Origin of the sequence: Bradyrhizobium sp. BR13661 (assembly GCF_029892425.1) — a bacterium.
Classification (GTDB): Bacteria; Pseudomonadota; Alphaproteobacteria; order Rhizobiales; family Xanthobacteraceae; genus Bradyrhizobium.
Map to the genome: position 1 here is coordinate 67452 of NZ_JARXWB010000026.1, position 20105 is coordinate 87556.

The 20105-nt window shown below is 62.8% G+C and carries 16 protein-coding genes; 5 read left to right on the forward strand and 11 right to left on the reverse strand.

Annotated features, from left to right (window positions below; genetic code table 11):
• Positions 1 to 42 precede the first annotated feature (42 nt).
• The 7 genes from rnd to M2427_RS31800 all read right to left on the reverse strand — a co-directional run bounded on the left by rnd (position 43) and on the right by M2427_RS31800 (position 8895).
• On the reverse strand, positions 43 to 1191 hold the full coding sequence (gene rnd, locus M2427_RS31770) for a ribonuclease D (protein WP_280710748.1): 1149 nt from the start codon (positions 1189 to 1191) through the stop codon (positions 43 to 45).
• A 726-nt stretch (positions 1192 to 1917) separates the two neighbouring features.
• Positions 1918 to 2835, reverse strand: coding sequence for a hypothetical protein (locus M2427_RS31775; protein ID WP_280710749.1), 918 nt, complete (start codon positions 2833 to 2835; stop codon positions 1918 to 1920).
• Positions 2836 to 2930: 95 nt separating this feature from the next.
• A complete protein-coding gene (locus M2427_RS31780) occupies positions 2931 to 4367 on the reverse strand; it encodes an MBOAT family O-acyltransferase (RefSeq protein WP_280710750.1) in 1437 nt (478 codons plus the stop codon).
• A gap of 518 nt (positions 4368 to 4885) precedes the next feature.
• Positions 4886 to 6217, reverse strand: a complete 1332-nt coding sequence (locus M2427_RS31785; protein ID WP_280710751.1) for an ABC transporter substrate-binding protein — start codon at positions 6215 to 6217, stop codon at positions 4886 to 4888.
• Positions 6218 to 6228: 11 nt separating this feature from the next.
• Positions 6229 to 7098, reverse strand: a complete 870-nt coding sequence (locus tag M2427_RS31790; RefSeq protein ID WP_280710752.1) for a carbohydrate ABC transporter permease — start codon at positions 7096 to 7098, stop codon at positions 6229 to 6231.
• The gene (locus M2427_RS31795; protein ID WP_280710753.1) at positions 7095 to 8045 is read right to left on the reverse strand and encodes a sugar ABC transporter permease; all 951 of its coding nucleotides are present in this window, start codon (positions 8043 to 8045) and stop codon (positions 7095 to 7097) included. The genes M2427_RS31790 and M2427_RS31795 overlap by 4 nt, the downstream gene beginning before the upstream one ends.
• A 1-nt stretch (position 8046) precedes the next feature.
• Entirely contained in the window at positions 8047 to 8895 is an 849-nt protein-coding gene (locus M2427_RS31800; RefSeq protein ID WP_280710754.1) for a phosphodiesterase, read from the reverse strand.
• Between the two features lie 265 nt (positions 8896 to 9160).
• Between M2427_RS31800 and M2427_RS31805 the strand changes: the two genes are divergently transcribed.
• Positions 9161 to 10171, forward strand: a complete 1011-nt coding sequence (locus M2427_RS31805; RefSeq protein ID WP_280710755.1) for a M23 family metallopeptidase — start codon at positions 9161 to 9163, stop codon at positions 10169 to 10171.
• Positions 10172 to 10180: 9 nt separating this feature from the next.
• Positions 10181 to 10495, forward strand: coding sequence for a DUF805 domain-containing protein (locus M2427_RS31810; protein ID WP_280710756.1), 315 nt, complete (start codon positions 10181 to 10183; stop codon positions 10493 to 10495).
• A gap of 15 nt (positions 10496 to 10510) precedes the next feature.
• Here M2427_RS31810 and M2427_RS31815 read toward each other — a convergent pair whose 3' ends face one another.
• Entirely contained in the window at positions 10511 to 10768 is a 258-nt protein-coding gene (locus tag M2427_RS31815) for a hypothetical protein (RefSeq protein ID WP_280710757.1), read from the reverse strand.
• A 13-nt stretch (positions 10769 to 10781) separates the two neighbouring features.
• Entirely contained in the window at positions 10782 to 12254 is a 1473-nt protein-coding gene (locus M2427_RS31820; protein WP_280710758.1) for a protein adenylyltransferase SelO family protein, read from the reverse strand.
• A 195-nt stretch (positions 12255 to 12449) separates the two neighbouring features.
• Here M2427_RS31820 and aspS point away from each other — a divergent pair, with 195 nt between their 5' ends.
• Entirely contained in the window at positions 12450 to 14222 is a 1773-nt protein-coding gene (gene aspS / locus M2427_RS31825; protein WP_280710759.1) for an aspartate--tRNA ligase, read from the forward strand.
• A gap of 159 nt (positions 14223 to 14381) precedes the next feature.
• On the opposite strand, the gene M2427_RS31830 is transcribed toward aspS, so the two are convergent.
• Positions 14382 to 16355: a hypothetical protein gene (locus tag M2427_RS31830; RefSeq protein ID WP_280710760.1), complete on the reverse strand. Its 1974-nt coding sequence runs from the start codon at positions 16353 to 16355 to the stop codon at positions 14382 to 14384.
• 246 nt (positions 16356 to 16601) lie between these two features.
• Here M2427_RS31830 and M2427_RS31835 point away from each other — a divergent pair, with 246 nt between their 5' ends.
• Together M2427_RS31835 and M2427_RS31840 are read left to right on the forward strand one after the other, a co-directional pair.
• A complete protein-coding gene (locus M2427_RS31835; RefSeq protein WP_280710761.1) occupies positions 16602 to 18911 on the forward strand; it encodes an NADP-dependent malic enzyme in 2310 nt (769 codons plus the stop codon).
• Between the two features lie 179 nt (positions 18912 to 19090).
• Positions 19091 to 19543 carry a DoxX family membrane protein gene (locus M2427_RS31840; protein WP_280710762.1) on the forward strand — a complete coding sequence of 151 codons (453 nt, stop codon included), beginning with the start codon at positions 19091 to 19093 and terminating at the stop codon, positions 19541 to 19543.
• Positions 19544 to 19546: 3 nt separating this feature from the next.
• Here the strand turns inward: M2427_RS31840 and M2427_RS31845 are convergent, their stop codons facing one another.
• Complete coding sequence (locus tag M2427_RS31845) at positions 19547 to 20101, reverse strand: dihydrofolate reductase (protein WP_280710763.1); 555 nt, start codon at positions 20099 to 20101, stop codon at positions 19547 to 19549.
• Positions 20102 to 20105: the final 4 nt, after the last annotated feature.

Here is a 20105-nt window from a genome sequence, read left to right on the forward strand (position 1 = left end):
GGCTCTCTTCGCTCGCAGTGGCGGCGGGGCAGGCAGCGGGCTTTAAGCCCGCTGAACCCCGATCACGCGACCCTTCTCGATCGCCAGCGCCAGCTCGCCGCGCTTGAGCTTCAGCGCGGCATCGCCGAACAGCTCGCGGCGCCAGCCGCGGAGCGCCGGGACGTCGGCCTCGTCATCGGCTGCGATCTCCTCGAGATCGTCGACGGTCGCGATCACCTTGCTCGCCACCGCATGGCGTTCGGCGGTCATGCGCAGCAGCACCTTCAACAGCTCGACGGTCGCGGCGCCATTGTTGTTGTTGCGCGGCTTCTCCAGCTTCGGCAGCGCCGACAGATCCCGCGCCAGCCCGCGCTCGACGGCGGCGACGATATCCGCGCCCCATTTGGACTTCTCAAAGCCCTTCGGCACCGAGCGGAGATGCGCAAGCTTCTCCAGCGTGTTCGGCGCGTGGGTGGCGATGTCGCTGACGGCTTCGTCCCGCAGCACGCGGCCACGCGGCACGTCGCGGCTCTGCGCTTCCTGCTCGCGCCAGGCCGCGACCTCCATCAGCACCGCGAGGTCCTTCGGCTTGCGCACCCGCGTCTTCAGCCGCTCCCAGGCGCGCTCGGGGTGGAAGTCGTAGGTCTTGGGCGAGGTCAGGATTTCCATCTCGATGGAGACCCATTCGCTGCGGCGGCGCTTCTTCAGATCGGCGTCGAGCGCGGCGAACACGTCGCGCAAATGCGTGACGTCGGACACCGCGTAGTGCATCTGCTCTTTGGTCAGCGGCCGGCGCGACCAGTCGGTGAAGCGATGGGTCTTGTCCGGGCGGTGGCCGGTCACCTTCTCGACCAGCGCGTCATAGGCGATGCTGTCGCCATAGCCGAGCACCATGGCCGCGACCTGGGTGTCGAACACCGGGTGCGGGATGATGTTGGCCTGGTGCCAGATGATTTCGATGTCCTGGCGCGCGGCGTGAAACACCTTCAGCACGGCCTCGTTGGCCATCAGCTCGAAGAACGGCTTGAGGTCGATGCCCTTGGCCAGGGTGTCGATGACAACAGCTTCCTCGGGGCTCGCCATCTGCACCACGCACAACAGCGGGTAGTAGGTGGTCTCGCGCAGGAACTCGGTATCGACGGTAATAACGGGATGCTTGGCCAGCCGGCTGCAGGCAGCCGCGAGGTCAGCGGTGGTGGTAATCAAATCCATGAACGGCCCATGACACTTGATATCAGCCGTTCTGCCGAAAGCGCTGTGATGTCAAGGGGCTCTAAGCGAATTCGAGCCTTGCATCCGCCCGGAATCGCTTCCCTGGGCCGAAATTCCTATTCGTAGCGGACCCGGCCGGAGGATTTCCGGGCGCAAGGCAGCGCCACCACGATCAGGCACATGCCAACCAGCGCCAACCCTAAGAACTCGAAAACCAACAAATCCACGGCGGAAATCTCCAGAAACATCGGTCAATTTGTCGGGGCGGCGTTGAGGGTCTGTTAATTCCGATGGTTACCGGCGGCGGGCCGGTCGGGATGGTGGACGGGGGGTTAATGGGGGGCCAGCCCGGAGCGATGCGGGGCGGTTGCTTCCCTTGCGGGCTCGCGCTCCGGCAAGAAATGAAAAACAACCCCATGCACAGTAGACGCGCGATTGCTCGCCGGTGCGAGGTCCGCGCGGCCAGGTCATTGCAGCGTCGAGCAAATCGGCGGCAAACGGGCAGGGATCGCGGCATCTGCGGCGCGGGTTCGTTTTCGCGATCAGCCTGCCGTCAGTCGGTCGCGATTTAGAGTTGCGAGATTTCGTATTTTTCGAATATCGTTTGACGCGTCGGGCAAAACAGTGGCATTATTCCATGCTCGCGCCGGGGATAACGCAGCCGAACGGTGATCTGCTGAATGGCCGTTCAAACTGAAGGCTGAAGGCTCACATTGAGCCGATGCTTTACGGGACAGCATCGGCAGACACGCAATCGGTGATCAGAGAATCGATTCCGCGTATGAATGTCCCTGACCAACGTTGGGCACTTGACCAGGTCAGATGGGAGGTGTCGATCGTTTCCAGTCCGGTTAATTCCGGCAATTCCGCCCGCGTACCCAGAAGATGGCTGAGTTCGCGCGTATAAGGCTTGGCTTCGTGGACCGAGTTCGGAACGTGGGTCAGGACCACGCATTCTGGCCGCGCACCGGCCGTCTCCAAAAAACGCCGGGCATTTTCTTTCCATGCTAGGGCGTGGTCGCGTCCCAGCACCATCCGCTTGGATCCGTCATTCGGGATGCGCCCGGCTTCAGGTGGTTGATACAGGTCGCGCCAAATCCAGGAGCCATCCTTCTCTGATCGATATATGACCTTAAACTGCGAGGAGCAGAGCATAGCGAGCAGGTCACAGGCTTTCGGTTGCAACCTGTTGAAATAGCTTTTTGTCAGGTAATCCCATCTGGTCCGGATCAGCCTCAGGGCGCGGCCCAGAAAGGACCCGGACTGATCGACAAGAGGAAACGCGACCTCAGATAATTCGTTGTCGAAGAACGGGTCGGTGTCGATCACCAGAACCTTCGGCTTCAAATGGTACTTCTCGATCAATCTCGTTGCGAAGCCGCTCGATTCTCCATAAGCAAATCCGATGATGTAGAAGGGGATCGAACGCTCGTTGAAATAGTTTCTTATCTCATCTGTGGAGAAGCCGAACTGGGCTCGGCTGTTTCCCAGAAAAAGCACTTTGGCTTTCTTGAGTTCTTCGACTGCCTCAGGCTCCAGGTCCAAATAATAGGCACCGTGTTCGTAATCTCCGTAGCGGGGGGATTGGCAAAACGCCAGGAAGGTTTTTGGCTCTCGATATAGCTTGCAGCCCGCGACATCCATTCCCCAATCTAGGAGTCGATACGTCAGCCCCGCGGTCACGCCGGTCGTTATGAACAAGACAAGATAGATGAGTAACGCTTTTCGGCCAGGCATGGCTAAAACCGGAAATACAGAAACACCGTCGGCTTCGTCAACATACCTGCAATAGCGACGCCAAACAGGCATCCAACCGCAATCGCCCAAGGTCCACTTGGTCGCCACCTCAACCACGTCGCAGAACCATTTCGCCAATCAAGCGAGAAGATCTCCTGGCTGTTGGGCGCGAACAGGGCGATGGAAGACAATGCCACGATCCAGCCCATCATCGTGTGAAGACTGGCGATGGTGGGGCCGGCAAATCCATGCAGCCCGAGCATGCTCCTCCAGAGCAGAAGCGCTGAATCGAATGTCTCGGCGCGGAAGGGCACCCACGCAACGGCAACGAGAAGAAGAGTGAGAGCCCAACTCAGCGGGCGCGGCAGTGTGGACCGCAACCGCTCCGGGAGCTCTCGCCAAAGGTGGTTGAGCAGAAGTCCAACGCCGTGAATCGCGCCCCAAATGGCAAAATTCCAGCTCGCCCCATGCCAGAGCCCGCCAAGCACCATCGTGATCATTAGGTTGACGTGACGTCGCAACGGGCCTTTGCGGTTTCCGCCAAGCGAGATGTAGAGGTAGTCACGCAAGAAGCGCGATAGCGTCATATGCCACCGCCGCCAGAATTCGATCAGCGAATCGGCCTTATAGGGCGAGTTGAAGTTGATCGGGAAGGTGATGCCCATCATCAACGCCAATCCGATTGCCATATCGGAATACGCGGAGAAGTCGAAATAGATCTGAAGAGCGTAGCTGATGACGCCGGTCCAAGCATCGCCAAAGGTCACCGGCGAGCCCGCTGTTGCCATTCTGAATGGCGCCTCAACGTAGGTCGCAATGCTGTCAGCAAGCATCACCTTCTTGAAAAGTCCCGCCGACAACCAGGCCAAGCCGTGCAAAAGGGAGGTCAACCGCGGTTGAAAGACTTCCGGATTGTTGAATTGCGGCATCATCTCCTTGTGATGCAAAATGGGGCCCGCAATGAGATGTGGGAAGTAGGTGACAAATAGGCCGTACTTCAACGGCTCATACTCACGCGCAACCTTACGATACGCGTCGACCAGGAATGCGATTTGGGTGAACGTGTAGAAGGAGATGCCGATCGGCAGGGGAATGTCCACATGAGGGACCGAGAGTCCCGTCAACCATCCAAAACTGCCAAGCAAAAACGATGTGTACTTGAACACGCCAAGCAAAAGAAGATTTCCAGTGACCCCAATAAACAGCAGCCGCCTGCTGTTGAACCGAGCCAATTCGCGTCCGACGAAAAAGTTGAAGGTGGCAGACGCGAGGACGAGAGGCACTAGTCGCCAGGGATTGTCCCATCCGTAGAAAACAAGCGACGCCAAAAAAGCCCATCCGATGGCAGCCTGGCGCAATCCGAGCAATCCCAAAAAGAAAAAGCCGATCAATACGATGGGAAGAAAGGCAAAAATGAATTGCACCGAATTGAATAACATAATGAGATTCCACTCTGCCCGTGGCAGCAACCGGCTTTGAGCGCTTTGGGAGAGACGATCCGGGGGGCTTTGCCATCTGCTGTGACGATCATCGCAAGTTCATTAGCTCCAGCGATGATCTCTCGGGCACTCGCTTCAATGTGATAGTTCAGAGTTGACGATAATCAGCGCGGTCCGACGAGCAAAGTGAATTGTTTCTTTCAGCCCCGGCGCTGCTGAATCGTCAGCGTCAATCACTGACCGGCTTGCGCCTGACGCCGGGTGACAGTGGTTGGCGTTGCGATAGCTTGCTTCTGCCGCTTGTGCCCGCGCTCGCTGGCTTGAGGACGCGTACGGTCTGGCGCTTGATCCAGGCGCGAAAGCGGTCGAGTCGGTAAAGCCGCTTGGTCCGCCGTTGCTCGACGAGCGAAAGCGGAAGTGTGCCACTATCGCTCAACAAATAGAAAAGGTGGGCACGACGCTTGCGCGCCTTTGCCCACCCTTGAGAGACCGCGTTCGTGGCTCGGAGCTACCCAGCCTTACGGCAGCTTCAGCGAGGTCTCGGCGTTGTACGGCTTCAGCGTCTCGTCGGCGGCCTTCTGGGCGGCGACGAGGGCTTCCTTCGGCTGCTTCTTGCCGTTGAGGACCAGCATCACCTCGTCCTCGAGGTTCTTGCGCACCGGCACGGTTTTGTAGGTCGCGAACCACGGCTTTGCGACGTCGAGCTGCTCGACGGCGGTCTTGGCGTCCGGGTTCTTGTTCAGGAACTCGACCATGTCAGGCGTCTTGTAGGCGGCCATGTTGGGCGCGAAGTAACCCGTGGCGCGGCTCCACCAGGCGCTCTTCTCGGGCGAGGTCATCCACTTGATCAGCGTCCAGGCGGCCTTCTGCTTGTCGGCTTCGACGCCCGCCGGAATGATCAGCGAGGCGCCGCCGATCGGCACGGCGTTGCGGACGTTGCGCGGGATGAACGCGACCTTGTAGGCGAACTTGGCGTTCTCACGCACGTAAGTGAGCGAGCCCGTCGACAGCATCATCATCGCGGCATTGCCCGAGATGAAGGAGGTGCTGACGGCAGGGCCGGGCGTGGCGCCGGGCGGGTGGACCTTGTGCTTGCTGACGAGGTCGTTCCACCAGGTCAGCGCGCCGAGCATCGAAGGCGTGTCGTAATAGACCTCGCCGCCGAACTCCTCGTTGTAGTAGCGCCCGCCATTGCTCATGGTGAGCGTTTCCATCATCCAGCCGCAATAGTCATAGGCGCAGGGGATCGCGATACCCCATTGGGTGACCTTGTCGCCCTCGCGCTTGGTGAGCTTCTTGGCCCAGTCGGTGAGCTCGGCCCAGGTCTGCGGCGGCTTGCTCGGATCGAGACCGGCTTCCTTGGCCTTGTCGGCGTTGATGTAGAGCAGCGGCGTCGAATTGTGGAACGGCACGCCGTAGACCGAGCGGTCGATCACCGCGTTACCCTGCAGCGCCGGGAAGAACTGGCCCAAGAACTTTTCCTTGGTGCTGCCGTCGGCGGCGATGAGGCCGTCGAGATTGGTCAGCTCGTTCTCGATCTGCATGTCGAGCAGGAAGTTGGCCGACATGATCACGGCGGCCGGCGGCTTGCCGGCCTTGATCGAGGCGCGCGTCTTGATCAGCGTGTCGTCATAGGAGCCGGTGTAGACCGCGGTCGCCTTGACGTCGGGATGGGTCTCGTTGAACTCCTTGATCAGCGTGCCCATGTCGCGGGCGAGCTTGCCGTCGACGGGCACGGGGAAGAACAAGTCGATCTCGGTCGGACCTTCGGCCATTGCCGGGACGGCGAGGGCGCTGGCAAAAGAGCCTGCCATGGCGAGGCCGAGCATGAGCCTGCGGGAGAACAGCATCGGATAATCTCCTATTTGATGCCTGAGGTGACGAAAGAGCTGATGAAACGCTTCTGGAAGATCAGGAAGGTGATGAGCAGCGGCGCGATCACCATCAGCGTGCCGGCGGCGATGGTGCCCCAGGCCTGCGTGCCTTCGGCCGTCTTGGTGAAGACGGAGAGGCCAACCGTGAGCGGTCGCTTGTCCGGCGAGTTGATCACCATCAGCGGCCACAGGAAGTCGTTCCAGTGGCTGGTGACGGAGATGATCGCAAACGCCGAGAAGCTCGGGATCGACAGCGGCACGTAGATATGGCGGATGCGCTGGATCAGGCTGGCGCCATCGATCAGCGCGGCGTCCTCGAGCTCGGTCGGAATGGCCTCGAAGGCCTGGCGCATCAGGAAGGTGCCGAAGGCCGAGGCGAAGAACGGCATCATGACGCCGGCGAGCGTGTCGTAGAGGCCGAGCTGGACCACCAGGCTCAGGTTCGGCACGATCAGCAGCACCGGCACCAGCATCAGCTGCATCAGGAACAGATAGAAGATCGGCGTCTTGCCGGCGAAGTCGAGCCGCGCAAAGGCAAAGCCCGCGAGCGTGATCGTGACGAACTGCACCAGGAGGATGCCGGTGCAGATGATCGTGGTGTTGAGGAGGTAGCGCGGGAAGTCGCCGATCTCCCAGGCATCCCTGATGTTGTCGAGCGTGGGTTTCAGGCTCGGCATCAGCTCGGCCATCAAATTAATGCCGTCGGAGGCCGGGCGCAGTGTGGCCACGCCCATCCACAGGAACGGGATCAGCCAGGCGAGCGCGAGCAGGATCGTCAGCAGGAAGCCGAGCTTCGGTGTGATCTCGTTGCGCGTCGCGAGCGGGGCGTCCTTGTAGAGCTTGTCGATCAGCTTCATGGCCCGCCCTCGCGCTTCGCCATGGTGCGGAAGGAGAGTGCGGTGAGGGCCATCAGGGCTGCGAGCGTCAGCAGTGTCGCGGCCGAGGCCTTGCCGACGTCGAAATTTTCGACCGCCTGCTGGTAAATGTAGAACAGCACGAGATTCGTGGAGTTCGACGGACCGCCCTGGGTCAGGACGAAGACGTGGTCGACCTGCGTCACCGCGTTCAGCGTGGCGATCACGATCACGAACAGGAAAGTGGGCTTGAGCTCCGGCAGGATGATGTAGCGCAGCCTCTGATACGGACCTGCGCCGTCGAGATACGCGGCTTCCATCACGTCGTCCGGGACAGCCTGGAGGCCAGCCAGGAAGAACAGCATGTAGTAGCCGGCGTTCTTCCAGATCGTGATGATCATGATCGCGTAAAGCGCGATGTCGGGGTCGCCGAGCCAGTTCGGCAGCACCGGCAGCAGGCGGCCGATGTAATAGTCGAGCAGGCCGACATTGGGCAGGAAGATGAACAGGAACAGCGCGGACGCTGCGACCATCGGGATCAGCACCGGCAGGAACAGCGCGGCGCGCAGCGCGCTGGTCACGACATTGGTGCGCGCCAGCGCCAGCGCGAACAACAACGCCAAGCCGATGCTCGGGATCGCGGTGCCCAGTGCATAGATGAGGTTGTTGACGACGGCGCCGGTGAAGGCGGGGTCCGCCAGCACCGCGGTGATGTTGTCGATGCCGACGAAGCGCAGCGGCGCCTTCGGCGTGGCGCGCTGGTAGAGCGCATCGATCAGCACGCGTCCCATCGCGCCATAGGTGAACAGCGCGAGGAAGATCAGCGAGGGCAGCAGCAGCAGATAGGCGGGCAGCGAGGCTTTGAAGCGGGTGGTGAACCGCGTCACGATGTTCAGGCGCGGCGGCACCGCAGCCGCGACTGGGAGAGCCGCGGGGTCAGCGAGGCTCATGTCACCGTGCCGCGAACTTGAGCGCATAGTCGCGGCCGTCCACGCCCGCAGGCGGCTCGAACGGGAAGCGCAGGCTGGTGTCGAGGAAGTCGTGGCTGTGCACGACGAGGTTTTCGTCGTCGATCAGCACGACGCCATAGGCCGGCGGCTCGTGGCTCGCCAGATGCGGAGCGCTCGCATCGAGCTCGAACCAGACCTGGTGGTTGGTGCCGCGCAGCGTCGAGAACGGGATCTTGCCGTAGCTGCCGAAGATCGGCCGGTGCACATGGCCGAAGAAGAGATGGCGGATGCGCGCGCGATAGGGCGCGATCACTTCGGCAAACTCCGCGCTCTGCTTGAGCGCGATCTCGTCCATCGCGTGGACGCCGACCGGGAACGGCGGATGATGCATGAACACGACGAATGGCTGGTCGTCAGGCGCGGCGGCGAGCGTCTTCGCCAGCCAGTCGAAGCGCTTGGCGCACATTTCGCCGGCATGGCTGGTCTCGTCCAGCGTGTCCAGGAATACGAACAGGCCGTGCTCGGTGGTCCGGGTGCCCTGGACAAAGCCGTTGGGATCGCGCGGCGCGGCCTTCAGGCCGTCGAGGCAGGCCACGCGCTTGTCGTGATTGCCGACCATGGCGATGTACGGCATCTTCAACGCGGACATCGCGTCGGCGAAATTGGCGTAGGATTCAGCCTCGCCCCAATGGGTGAGATCGCCGGTCACGACCGCGAAGGCGGCATCGGCCTGGTGCTTGTTGATGTCGGCGATCGCCGCATCCAGCCGCGCGCGCGGGTCGAGACCATAGAGCTTCAGCCCCGGGTTCGCCAGATGCGTGTCGGTGATGTGGATGAACTTGAAGGGCATGGCACGCTTGTCAGGATTTTGGAGGATGGGCGCCTCCGGCAAGACGGCCCTGACAGGCGGTTAGAGCGCGTGTGTATCAGTTTGATGACAGCGGTTCCGGCAAGCGCGCCGAAGGTGTGGACATACGCTGGAATGCCTCAGCGGAGCGCGCTTCGCCGGCAAAGACCTCTCGTGATTGAGTTGCGCTCGACGATCTACCTTGCCGCGAAGATGGCGTCATGGTTTGCTAGGGGCACTGGTCGAATTTGCATCACGAGACCTCTGAATGTTGCCGTCGCATGTCCGCAAGCTGGCTTCGCTTGCTGCTTCCCTGCTGCTCATCGCCCTCTGCGCCGTCCCCGATGCGGTGCGCGCCGAATTCAACTTTGCTCGCTACAAGGAGACCGATCTCGACGAATTCCTGGCAAGGCGGCGGCCCGCCACCGGCCTCGACGTCTATCCGATGTCCCCTGTGAAGCTCGATGTGACGCTGACTTCTCTGGGCGGGCCGTGTGCGAGCGAAGGCCTCAAGCGATCCCTGTTGATGAGCGGCATGCCCAGGCAGGATGTTGACGGCCTGCAGGCGACCAACTGCATCACCGTGCGTTCCGCCCGAGGGCGCGAACTCAAGGTCTTCATTCAGGACGTGGTCTACGGCTTTCTCCCGCAGGAGGTGCCCGTCGGAGACAAGCTGTCGCTCTATGCGATCCACGTCTACACGGCGCCCGAAGGGCCGGGCCTTCTCGTCAACGAATTCCTGACGCCCAAAAGCGCTCCGCGCGCCGATACGCCGCCGCCGAACAAGGCGATGACGTCCTGCGGATGCTGGACCCAGGACGAGCATCCCGGCGTCGATTTCAGCGTCGACAAGGTGGGCGATCCCGTGCCAGCGATGGCGGACGGCGTCGTCGTCAAGATCGAGAACAGCGAGCAGGCCCCGGCTGACCTGCCAGTGATCGGCGGTTGCGGCCGCTATGTCGTGCTCAAGCACACCTACCCCAATGGCGGCGTGGTCTACACCCGTTACGTCCAACTCGGCCGCGTGGTTGGCCCGAACGGCGCGCCGCTTGCGCTGGGCGTGAGCGTCAGGGCCAGGGACGCGATCGGCGAGATCGGTCCGAACAAGGTGCTGCATTTCGAGATCCGCCCCGTCGCGCCCGGCACGACGAGGACCGACAAGATGTGGGCCGAGCGCTACGGCAACATGCCGGACATGGAATGGTCGCGCTATAATCCGGTCGACCCGCAGAAATTCGATGCGGCCTCGTTCGGCGGCGTGAAGAAAGCGACGAAGTAGGGGCGCGCAATGGAAATCCTGCGCTTCTTGTTCTCATTCAGCGGACGCGTCAGTCGGTTCAACTATGTCTTTCGCTTCCTGATCCCGCTGGCTGTCGCTCATGCTGCGGTGATCGCTCTCGTCCCGCCGCTTCAGTTTAACGTGGCATTTGGAGCCCTCGTGCTGCTCTCGCTCTGGCCCAGTTGGGCCGTCGGAGCCAAACGTTGTCATGATCGGGGGCGCTCAGGGTGGTTTCAACTGATCGGGCTCATTCCCTTCATCGGGCCGTTGTGGCTCACGATCGAGCTGGTTTTCCGGCGGGGTGTGGAGGGAGCTAGTTCTTAGGCGGGATTGGCTACGTTAACGTCCGATCGCGCGCAACCGCTCAATCTCAGCGATGAGTCTTGGAATGTCCTGCCGCGCATGGGCGATGAACTCCTGGTCGGCGAGCGTCGCGCCGGTGAGGTAGATGTCTTCGCCTCCGGTCTGGACGAAGTCCGAACCGCTGAATCTATCGCGTTTTTCGATGAACGATTGCCAGGGACCAGCTGTGGCCTGCTCGCAGCGTACCTTTATTGCCTCGATCTCTTCATCTGTGAGGGCAGAGAGCTGAGTCATCTTACAATCCAGATCACGTCCCGCAAAACGTCTGCAGCACGCGCTGGTCCGGCAGGGGTGGATCGGCGTAGGCGGCGTAGTCCGGCTGGTCCTCGTAGGGCCTCGCCAGCACCTTCACCAATTCCTCGAACGGCGCGTAGTTGTCATCGTTCACCGCGGCCTGGATCACGGCCTCGACGCGGTGGTTGCGGGGGATGAAGATTGGGTTGACGGCGTGCATCGCCGCTTGCCGCTCGGCCGCGGTCTGCGGCTCCAGCGCGATGCGGGCGCGCCAGCGGCCGGCCCATTCGTCGAAGGCTGCGGGCTCCATGAATTGCGCGCGAACATCGGCGCTGTCATCGCTTGCGGCGTCGCCGAGCTTGCGGAATGTCAGCGTGAAGTCGGCCTGGTTCTTCGCCATGCTGTCGAGCAGGTCCTGGATCAGGGCTTCGTCGCCGTCGCGCATCGTGAACAGGCCGATCTTCTTGCGCAGGCCGGCCTGATAGGCGGCGCTGAACGTCTCCGAGAAGGCGCCGAGAATGTCTTGCGCTTCCGCGACCGCCTTCTCCTGGTCGTCGGAGAACAGCGGCAGCAGGCATTCGGCCAGGCGCGTCAGATTCCACAACGCGATGCGCGGCTGGTTGGCGTAGGCGTAGCGGCCCATCTCGTCGATCGAGGAAAACACCTGCGACGGGTTGTAGGCGTCCATGAAGGCGCAGGGGCCGTAATCGATGGTCTCGCCTGATATGGAGGAGTTGTCGGTGTTCATCACGCCGTGGATGAAGCCGACCAGCAGCCAGCGCGCGATGAGCTCGGCCTGGCGCGCGACGACGCCCGCGAGCAGCGCGTGATACGGCCGCTCGGCTTGAAGCAGGTCGGGATAGTGCCTGGCGATGACGTGATCGGTGAGCCGGCGGATCGCGTCGGTGTCGCGGCGGACGGCGAAGAACTGGAAGGTGCCGACGCGGATATGGCTCGATGCGACGCGGGTCAGCACGGCGCCGGGCAGCGCTGTCTCGCGGATGACGTGCTCGCCGGTGATGACGGCGGCGAGCGAGCGCGTGGTGGGAATGCCGAGTGCGTACATGGCTTCGCTGACGATGTATTCACGCAGCACAGGCCCCAGCGCGGCGCGGCCGTCGCCGCGGCGGGAGAACGGGGTGGGGCCCGAGCCCTTGAGCTGGATGTCGCGGCGGATGCCGTCGATGTCGATGACCTCGCCGAGCAGGATCGCCCTTCCGTCGCCGAGCTGGGGCACGAAATGCCCGAACTGGTGGCCGGCATAGGCCATGGCGATGGGATCGGCCCCGGTGGGAACCGTCTTTCCGGCGAGGATCGCCGCGCCTTCAGGGGTGTCCAGCATGTCAGGATCGAGCCCGAGCTGGATCGCCAGCGGCCGGTTCAGCTTGATCAGCCGGGGCGCGGCAACCGGGGTCGGCGCGACGCGGGCAAAGAAGCTGTCCGGCAGCGCCGAATACGAGTTCTGGAAGGGGAAATGGACTGTCATGGCCTCAAGATAGGCTTCGAACGCCTGATGGCAAAGGCTCGGGCCTGGATTGGCCAAAAATGGGCGTTCGGAGCCCAAAAACAGGTCGTTCCCTTGGTTGCCGCTTCGGTCCTCCCGAGGTAAACCCTGCCGCAACGTCGGACCGGTCGTTTCAGGCCGTCCGATTCGATCCTCAGACATTATTTTGGGACGACCATGCATCGCTACCGGTCACATACATGCGGCGCGCTCCGCGAGAGCAACATCGGCGAGACCATCCGCCTCTCGGGCTGGGTCCATCGCGTTCGCGACCATGGCGGCGTGCTGTTCATCGATTTGCGCGACCATTACGGCCTGACCCAGTGCGTGGTCGACCCGGATTCGCCGGCGTTCGCGCTGGCCGAGAAGCTGCGCTCGGAATTCGTGGTCAAGATGGACGGCAAGGTCCGCCGTCGCCCCGAAGGCACCGACAATGACGATCTGCCGACCGGCAAGATCGAGATCTATGTCAACGAGATCGAGGTGCTGGGCCCGGCCGGCGATCTGCCGCTGCCCGTGTTCGGCGACCAGGAATATCCTGAGGACATCAGGCTCAAATATCGCTTCCTGGACCTGCGTCGCGAAAAACTGCACCAGAACATCATGACCCGCGTCGAGATCATCAAGTCGATGCGCAGGCGTATGGAGGGGCAGGGCTTCTTCGAGTTCAACACGCCGATCCTGACCGCGTCCTCGCCGGAAGGCGCGCGCGACTTCCTGGTGCCGTCGCGCATCCATCCGGGAAAATTCTACGCACTGCCGCAGGCGCCGCAGCAGTACAAGCAGCTCTTGATGATGTCGGGCTTCGACCGCTATTTCCAGATCGCGCCGTGCTTCCGCGACGAGGATCCGCGCGCCGACCGTCTGCCGGGCGAGTTCTACCAGCTCGACGTCGAGATGAGTTTTGTGACTCAGGAAGACGTCTTTGCGGCGATGGAGCCCGTCATCACCGGCGTGTTCGAGGAGTTCGCCAAGGGCAAACCGGTGAGCAAGAACTGGCGCCGTATTCCGTTCGCCGAAGCGCTACGCAAATACGGCAGCGACAAGCCTGATCTGCGCAACCCCATCGAGATGCAGGACGTCTCCGAGCATTTCCGCGGCTCCGGCTTCAAGGTGTTCGCGCGCATGCTCGAAGATCCCAAGAACCAGGTCTGGGCAATCCCCGCGACGGGCGGCGGCTCTCGCGCGTTCTGCGATCGCATGAACTCCTGGGCGCAGGGCGAAGGCCAGCCGGGTCTCGGCTACATCATGTGGCGCGAGGGCGGCGAGGGCGCAGGTCCCCTTGCGAACAACATCGGGCCTGAGCGCACCGCTGCGATCCGCGCGCAGATCGGCACGAAGGAGGGCGACGCCGCCTTCTTCGTCGCTGGCGACCCCGACAAGTTCTGGAAGTTCTCTGGGTTGGCCCGCAACAAGGTCGGCGACGAGTTGAACCTCACCGACAAGGAGCGGTTCGAGCTCGCCTGGATCGTCGACTTCCCGATGTACGAGTACAACGAGGAGGACAAGAAGGTCGACTTCTCGCACAACCCGTTCTCGATGCCGCAGGGCGGCCTCGAGGCGCTGAAGGGCCAGGACCCGCTGACCATCAAGGCGTTCCAGTACGACATCACCTGCAACGGCTACGAGATTGCCTCGGGCGGCATCCGCAACCACGTGCCGGAAGCGATGGTGAAGGCGTTCGAGATCGCGGGCTACGGCGAGCAGGAAGTGGTCGATCGCTTCGGCGGCATGTACCGCGCATTCCAGTACGGCGCGCCGCCGCATGGCGGCATGGCCGCGGGCGTCGACCGTATCGTGATGCTGCTCTGCGGCACCACCAATCTGCGCGAGATCTCGCTGTTCCCGATGAACCAGCAGGCGATGGACCTCCTGATGGGCGCACCGTCGGAAGCCACGCCGAAGCAGCTCCGCGAGCTGCATGTGCGGGTGAACCTGCCGCAGAAGTGAGGGGCGTGCATTTTCGTGCGCGCGGGGAGCTGGCCACGAATTCGTCATGCCCGGGCTTGTCCCGGCCATCCACGTTTTTGGCCGGGCCGCAACAAAAGACGTGGATGGCCGGGACAAGCCCGGCCATGACCGTGGTGAGAGCGTGTGCTCCTGACCTCCCTACAGCCCCGTCGACGCCTCGATCCTGAACTGCGCCAGCGCGACGACCGGCTCGTTGTTCAGGGCGCCCATGAGCTGAAGCAACGGCACGTTGCCGAGCGGCGTCAGCTTGATGGTGAGCGTTTGTCCCGAGGTCTCGACGAAGCTTGCGAGCGCATCCACGGCGGGCTTGGCATCGACATTCGAGGCCGCGATCTGCTCGCCTTGCGTCCGGATCATCTCGACGATGGCCCCCCGCGCGGCCTCGCGACTGAGGTTCTGAGTGCGCGCGAACTGCGCCACAACCAGATCGACGACGCCGTTGTCGCGCAGAGAAAGCTCGATCGCGCCGGCATCGATCTGCTTGGCCTGGCCCATGACCTGCGCCGGATCGAGCGAGAACACGTCGCGAGGAACGTTGGCGAGCGCGAGGCGGGCTTGAGCTCTAGCGATGCCTCCGATGTCGAGCGTCGCGGGCGCCAGGGCAAAGTCGTTGGATGGCTCGGTCCAGGCTGCACCGAGATCGAAGTCGATCGCGAGCTTGTCGATGCCGGCCGCGACCAACGGGCGCTGCTTCGGTTCGGATGGATCGGTGGGCGTGACGAATTTGGCGACCGCATGCGCCTTGGTCGGGATCGAGCCGACCAGCTGTCCCCAGTCGAGGCTCAACGTGTCGATCGTGAGCAGCTTCTTGGTATTCTTGAACGGCGCCGTCACGCCCTTGATCTCAGCGCCCGCGAGCACGCCGAACAGCCCGAGCATCTGATCCGGCGAGGGCGGCCGCCCGACGTTCTTCGCAAGGTCCGCGGCCCAGCGCATCAGGCTCGGGACGCTGAAGGACTTCAATGCGAAGCGCTCCATCCTGACTTGCCCTTGCGGCGACGGCGCATCGAGGCCTTCCAGCGCAATCTCGCCATTTGCGTATCTGATGGCGTTGAGGTTGGCGGTCCCTTGCGGCGTGCTGACCGATACTTTGCCGACGCCGACCTCGCCGACACGCACGCCCTCGAAGAGCACCGCGAACTGCTCCAGCGCCTGCGGTGTCTCCGTCGGCGTCGGCGGCGTCGAATGGTCCTTCATCAAGGCCCGGATGTCGATCAACTGGAGCTTGGAGGGTTGCACGGCGATGTCGTTGATGCTGAACCTGTCGATCTGTGCGCGCATCCCTTGCGCTGAGGTCATCACATAGGGCCCTGCCGAGATTTGCCTGTAGATCCGGTGATAGCTGTCATCATTGACCCTCTTGGGGTCCAGGGCGGCGGCCAATGCCGTTGCATCGAAATCGTCGGTGGTCGTGTTCGAGAGCTCGAGAGTAAGCTTTTCGGATTTGCCCGGCTGTTGCAGGCTTACGACGTGAACGGTGCGGTCAACCTTGGCGGCATCGACTTTGCCGCGGTTGATGTTCAGCATCGTCACGCCGGAATAGGTGATCTCGGTACCGCCGCTGGCCGATTTGCCAGTGTCGGGGTTGACGGAGGCGCTGATGGTCGGAGCCACAACCGAGGACGCGGTGATGCCGACGAATTGTTCGAGAACAAATCGGTACAGATCGATCAACGAGTCTGATGCCAGCGAACCCTGAATGCGAACCGCGCCGGCAAAGTCGCGCACCGAAAGCTGTGGAACCTTGTAGACGGCATTCAGCTTCGTCTCGCCCATGACGCTGCTGTATTTGATCTCCGTATCCGACAGCTCGATGCTCTCGGCCGAGACCCTGGTGTCGTCGATCTGGCGAACGCCGGCCGCCTTCATGCCGGCGATCTTGACGCTGGTCTGCGCGCCGCGCTCGACGGCAATGTCGTCGATGGTCAGCGTCCGGGTTGCGAGGTCGAACGCGATCCTGCCGTGGCTCGCCTTGCCGCCCCCTGAGCGCACCTGCTCGAACGCCGCCTCGACCTCGCTGGTGACGCGGTGCCGGACGTAGAGATTGAAGCCGAACCATCCGCCCGCGGCGAGCACGGCAACTGCGATCAGGCCGATCAGGATCCGCTTCATTCCCAGCTCCAGTTGCTCGTTGTGCACTGCGCAACTTGCCATATTCGGGAAATGCCGCGCGGTCCAGGGAAAGCTAGTGCTGTCAGATATTTGAAGGTGCGCCCTGTTGATGGGGCCGCAATCGGATGTTGCCACCGGGCCTTCGGCCGTGCTTGATCCCGTTTCCACGACCCGGAAATAACGTCCGCTTGGATGATCGCTCCGGATGTTGCATTTTGAGGCCGGTAACGCGAGGCAAGAGACCGCATGTCGTCCTATTCTGATGATCTCCACCAGGCGGCGCTGGCCTATCACCGTCTGCCGCGCCCGGGAAAACTCGAGATCCAGGCGAGCAAGCCGCTCGCCAACCAGCGCGACCTCGCGCTTGCCTATTCTCCGGGCGTCGCTGCCGCCTGCACCGAGATCGCCAAGAATCCGGCCGAGGCGGCGACCCTGACCACCCGCGCCAATCTGGTCGCCGTGGTCTCCAACGGCACCGCGGTGCTCGGCCTCGGCAATATCGGCCCGCTGGCATCCAAGCCGGTGATGGAGGGCAAGGCCGTCCTGTTCAAGAAATTTGCCGGCATCGACGTGTTCGACATCGAGATTGCCGCCGACACCATCGAGCGCGTGGTCGAGACGGTGGCGGCGCTGGAGCCGACCTTCGGCGGCATCAACCTGGAAGACATTCGCGGACCGGAATGCTTCGAGATCGAGGCGCAGCTGAAGGAGCGCATGAAGATCCCGGTCTTCCATGACGACCAGCACGGCACAGCGATCATCGTCGCTGCCGCCATCACCAACGGCCTGAAGCTGAACGGCAAGAAGCTGTCCGAGGTCAAGATCGTGGCGTCGGGGGCAGGGGCCGCCGCGCTCGCCACGCTCAACCTTTTGGTGTCGATGGGCGCGCAGCGCAAGAACATCTGGGTCTGCGACATCGACGGCCTCGTGCATGAAGGCCGCAACACCACGATGGACCGCTGGAAGGCGGTCTATGCGCAGAAGACCGACAAGCGGACGCTTGGCGACGTCATCGGAGGTGCCGACATCTTCATCGGACTTTCGGCACCGGGCGTGCTCAAGCCGGAGATGGCTCAGGCGATGGGCGAGAAGCCGCTGATCATGGCGCTCGCCAATCCGACGCCGGAGATCATGCCGGAAGAAGCGCGAAAAGTGCGCCCCGACGCGATGATCTGCACCGGCCGCTCCGACTATCCGAACCAGGTCAACAACGTCCTCTGCTTCCCCTTCATCTTCCGCGGCGCGCTCGACGTCGGCGCCAGCGCCATCAACGAGGAGATGAAGCACGCCGCCGTCGAGGCCATCGCGCAGCTCGCGCGCGAGGCGCCGTCGGACGCGGTCGCGCAGGGTTTTGATACCGGCGAGACGCAAGGCTTCGGTCCGGGCTCGCTGATCCCGAGCCCGTTTGATCCGAGGCTCATTCTGCGCATCGCGCCGGCGGTGGCGAAGGCCGCGATGGAATCGGGCGTTGCGACGCGGCCCATCACCAATTTCGACGAATACACCGCGCTGCTCGAGCGCTTTGCCTTCCGCTCCGGCCTCGTCATGAAGCCGATGTTTGCCAAGGCCAAGACCCAGCCGGTGCGCGTGATCTACGCCGAGGGCGAGGACGAGCGCGTGCTGCGCGCCACCCAGGTGGTGCTGGAGGAGAAGCTGGCGCGGCCGATCCTCGTCGGTCGCCCATCGGTGGTGGAGGCGCGCATCAAGCGCTTCGGCCTGCTGATCCGGGCCGGCAAGGATTTCGACCTCGTCAATCCCGAGGACGATCCGCGCTACCGCTCCTATGTGCAGTCCTATGTCGAGGTCGCCGGCCGCCGCGGCGTGACGCCGGATGCGGCACGGACGGTGGTGCGCACCAACAACACTGTCATCGCGGCGCTCGCGGTCACGCGCGGGGAGGCGGATGCGATGCTTTGCGGCGTCGAGGGCCGCTACATGCATCATCTGCGGCATGTCCGCGAGATCATCGGCTTCGCGCCCGGGGTGAACGACTATGCCGCGTTGGCGCTGCTGATCACCAGCAAGGGCGCCTTCTTCATCGCCGACACGCAGGTGCGGCCCAATCCGAGCGCGGAAGAGCTCGCCGAGATCGCCTCGCTCGCGGCGGTCCACGTCCAGCGCTTCGCGCTCAAGCCCAAGATCGCGTTCGTCTCGCATTCCGATTTCGGCAGCTACGACACCGACTCCTCGCGCAAGATGCGGCGGGCGACCCAGCTGCTGAAGGAGAAGCATCCGGAGATTGAGGCCGACGGCGAGATGCAGGGCGATACGGCGCTCTCGGCCGCTGCACGCAAGATGGTGTTGCCGCACTCCAAGCTGGAGGGTGAGGCCAATATCATGATCATGCCGAGCCTAGATACCGCCAACGTGGCCTATCAGATGATCAAGTCGCTGGCCGATGCGTTGCCCGTCGGCCCGATCCTGATCGGTCCGGCCCGGCCCGCCCACATCCTTACCCCGTCAGTGACCGCGCGCGGCATTCTGAACATGACCGCGGTTGCGGTGGTGGAAGCCCAGGAGCGCGCCGCCCGGCAGCAGCCGACGTTGTTTACGTAAGGGCTGACGCTGCCGTCGCCTTTCCCCGCAAGCGACCGTAAGAACGGGGAGAGGGGGCAGCAACACCACCGCTTTTGAATAACTGGTAGTTTTCCATTTCCCCGTTTGAAAACCGCAGACGGACTCTTCATAATCCGCCGGCGCGTCCCGTGCTTTGTGCTTTGCCAAGAGGCCTATCCATGCCAGCGTTCGTGACGTTCGGACGAATCCTGTTCGCCGTGCTGTTCATCTACACGGGCGCGACCAAGCTCGTCGCCATCCAGGCGACAGCCGATTTCATCGCCGGCAAGATCGTAGTGCCCGATGTGATCGTGCCCTACGCCAAGCAGATCGAGGCGGCGACCGCGATGACGACCCCGCAGCTTCTGGCGATCGCCATCGGCGGGCTCGAGATCATCGCAGGCCTGATGATCGCGCTGAATTTCGGCGCGCGCTTCTTCGCGATGCTGATGGTGATCTACGTCGCGGTGTCGACCGTGCTGTTCTACGATTTCTGGAATCAGGCGGCGCCCGAGAATGCCAAGATGGTGGTCGACGCTCTGAAGAATCTCGCGATTATCGGCGCGCTGTTCATGGTGATGGGCTATGGCCGCGCGACGCGCTCGGCAGAGACGGCCTACGGGGACGTGTAGGCGCTAGCTCGACCGCCGCCACGGCGTGACCGTGACGTCATGTGCCGCATCGAGCAAATACGGCGTGCCCGGCTTCATCCCGTGTGACGCCAGCACCTCGTGCGGCGTTCGCTTCGGCACGTCGACGAAACAGCCTTCGCCGCCGGGCAATTGCACATGTGGCGCTTCCGACAGCCAGAACGTGTCGTAGCGATCCATGAACATCTCGAACACGACGGGGCCGCCAATAACGGCGACCCGCCCTGAAGCGACATCGGCAAAGGCGCAGGCCTCCTCGAAGCTCGCATGATCGGGATTCCACAACGTCGCGTTCGGCATCTCCGGATCGACGGTGAGGGCCTTGATCTTGCGCGTCGTGATCAGCCGCTTGCGCTTGGGCGAGTTCGGCTGCTGCTCATGCGAGTTGCGGCCGTGCACGACGAGCGCGGCGCGGTCCAGCGCCTGCTCGAAGAACAGCTTGTCGCCTTCGAACTTAAGGCTATCGGGCATGACGCGGCCGGCGTCGGCAAGCATGCCGTCCGCCGAGACGATGACGTAACCTTCGAAATGGAGAGACAAGCGA

Coding starts and splice junctions, on each gene's coding strand:
- M2427_RS31780 (WP_280710750.1), bottom strand. CDS start 4,367: ATGTTATTCAATTCGGTGCAATTCATTTTTGCCTTTCTTCCCATCGTA.
- M2427_RS31820 (WP_280710758.1), bottom strand. CDS start 12,254: ATGACAGTCCATTTCCCCTTCCAGAACTCGTATTCGGCGCTGCCGGAC.
- M2427_RS31785 (WP_280710751.1), bottom strand. CDS start 6,217: ATGCTGTTCTCCCGCAGGCTCATGCTCGGCCTCGCCATGGCAGGCTCT.
- M2427_RS31795 (WP_280710753.1), bottom strand. CDS start 8,045: ATGAGCCTCGCTGACCCCGCGGCTCTCCCAGTCGCGGCTGCGGTGCCG.
- M2427_RS31810 (WP_280710756.1), top strand. CDS start 10,181: ATGGAAATCCTGCGCTTCTTGTTCTCATTCAGCGGACGCGTCAGTCGG.
- aspS (WP_280710759.1), top strand. CDS start 12,450: ATGCATCGCTACCGGTCACATACATGCGGCGCGCTCCGCGAGAGCAAC.
- rnd (WP_280710748.1), bottom strand. CDS start 1,191: ATGGATTTGATTACCACCACCGCTGACCTCGCGGCTGCCTGCAGCCGG.
- M2427_RS31775 (WP_280710749.1), bottom strand. CDS start 2,835: ATGGATGTCGCGGGCTGCAAGCTATATCGAGAGCCAAAAACCTTCCTG.
- M2427_RS31835 (WP_280710761.1), top strand. CDS start 16,602: ATGTCGTCCTATTCTGATGATCTCCACCAGGCGGCGCTGGCCTATCAC.
- M2427_RS31840 (WP_280710762.1), top strand. CDS start 19,091: ATGCCAGCGTTCGTGACGTTCGGACGAATCCTGTTCGCCGTGCTGTTC.
- M2427_RS31805 (WP_280710755.1), top strand. CDS start 9,161: ATGTTGCCGTCGCATGTCCGCAAGCTGGCTTCGCTTGCTGCTTCCCTG.
- M2427_RS31830 (WP_280710760.1), bottom strand. CDS start 16,355: ATGAAGCGGATCCTGATCGGCCTGATCGCAGTTGCCGTGCTCGCCGCG.
- M2427_RS31790 (WP_280710752.1), bottom strand. CDS start 7,098: ATGAAGCTGATCGACAAGCTCTACAAGGACGCCCCGCTCGCGACGCGC.
- M2427_RS31815 (WP_280710757.1), bottom strand. CDS start 10,768: ATGACTCAGCTCTCTGCCCTCACAGATGAAGAGATCGAGGCAATAAAG.
- M2427_RS31800 (WP_280710754.1), bottom strand. CDS start 8,895: ATGCCCTTCAAGTTCATCCACATCACCGACACGCATCTGGCGAACCCG.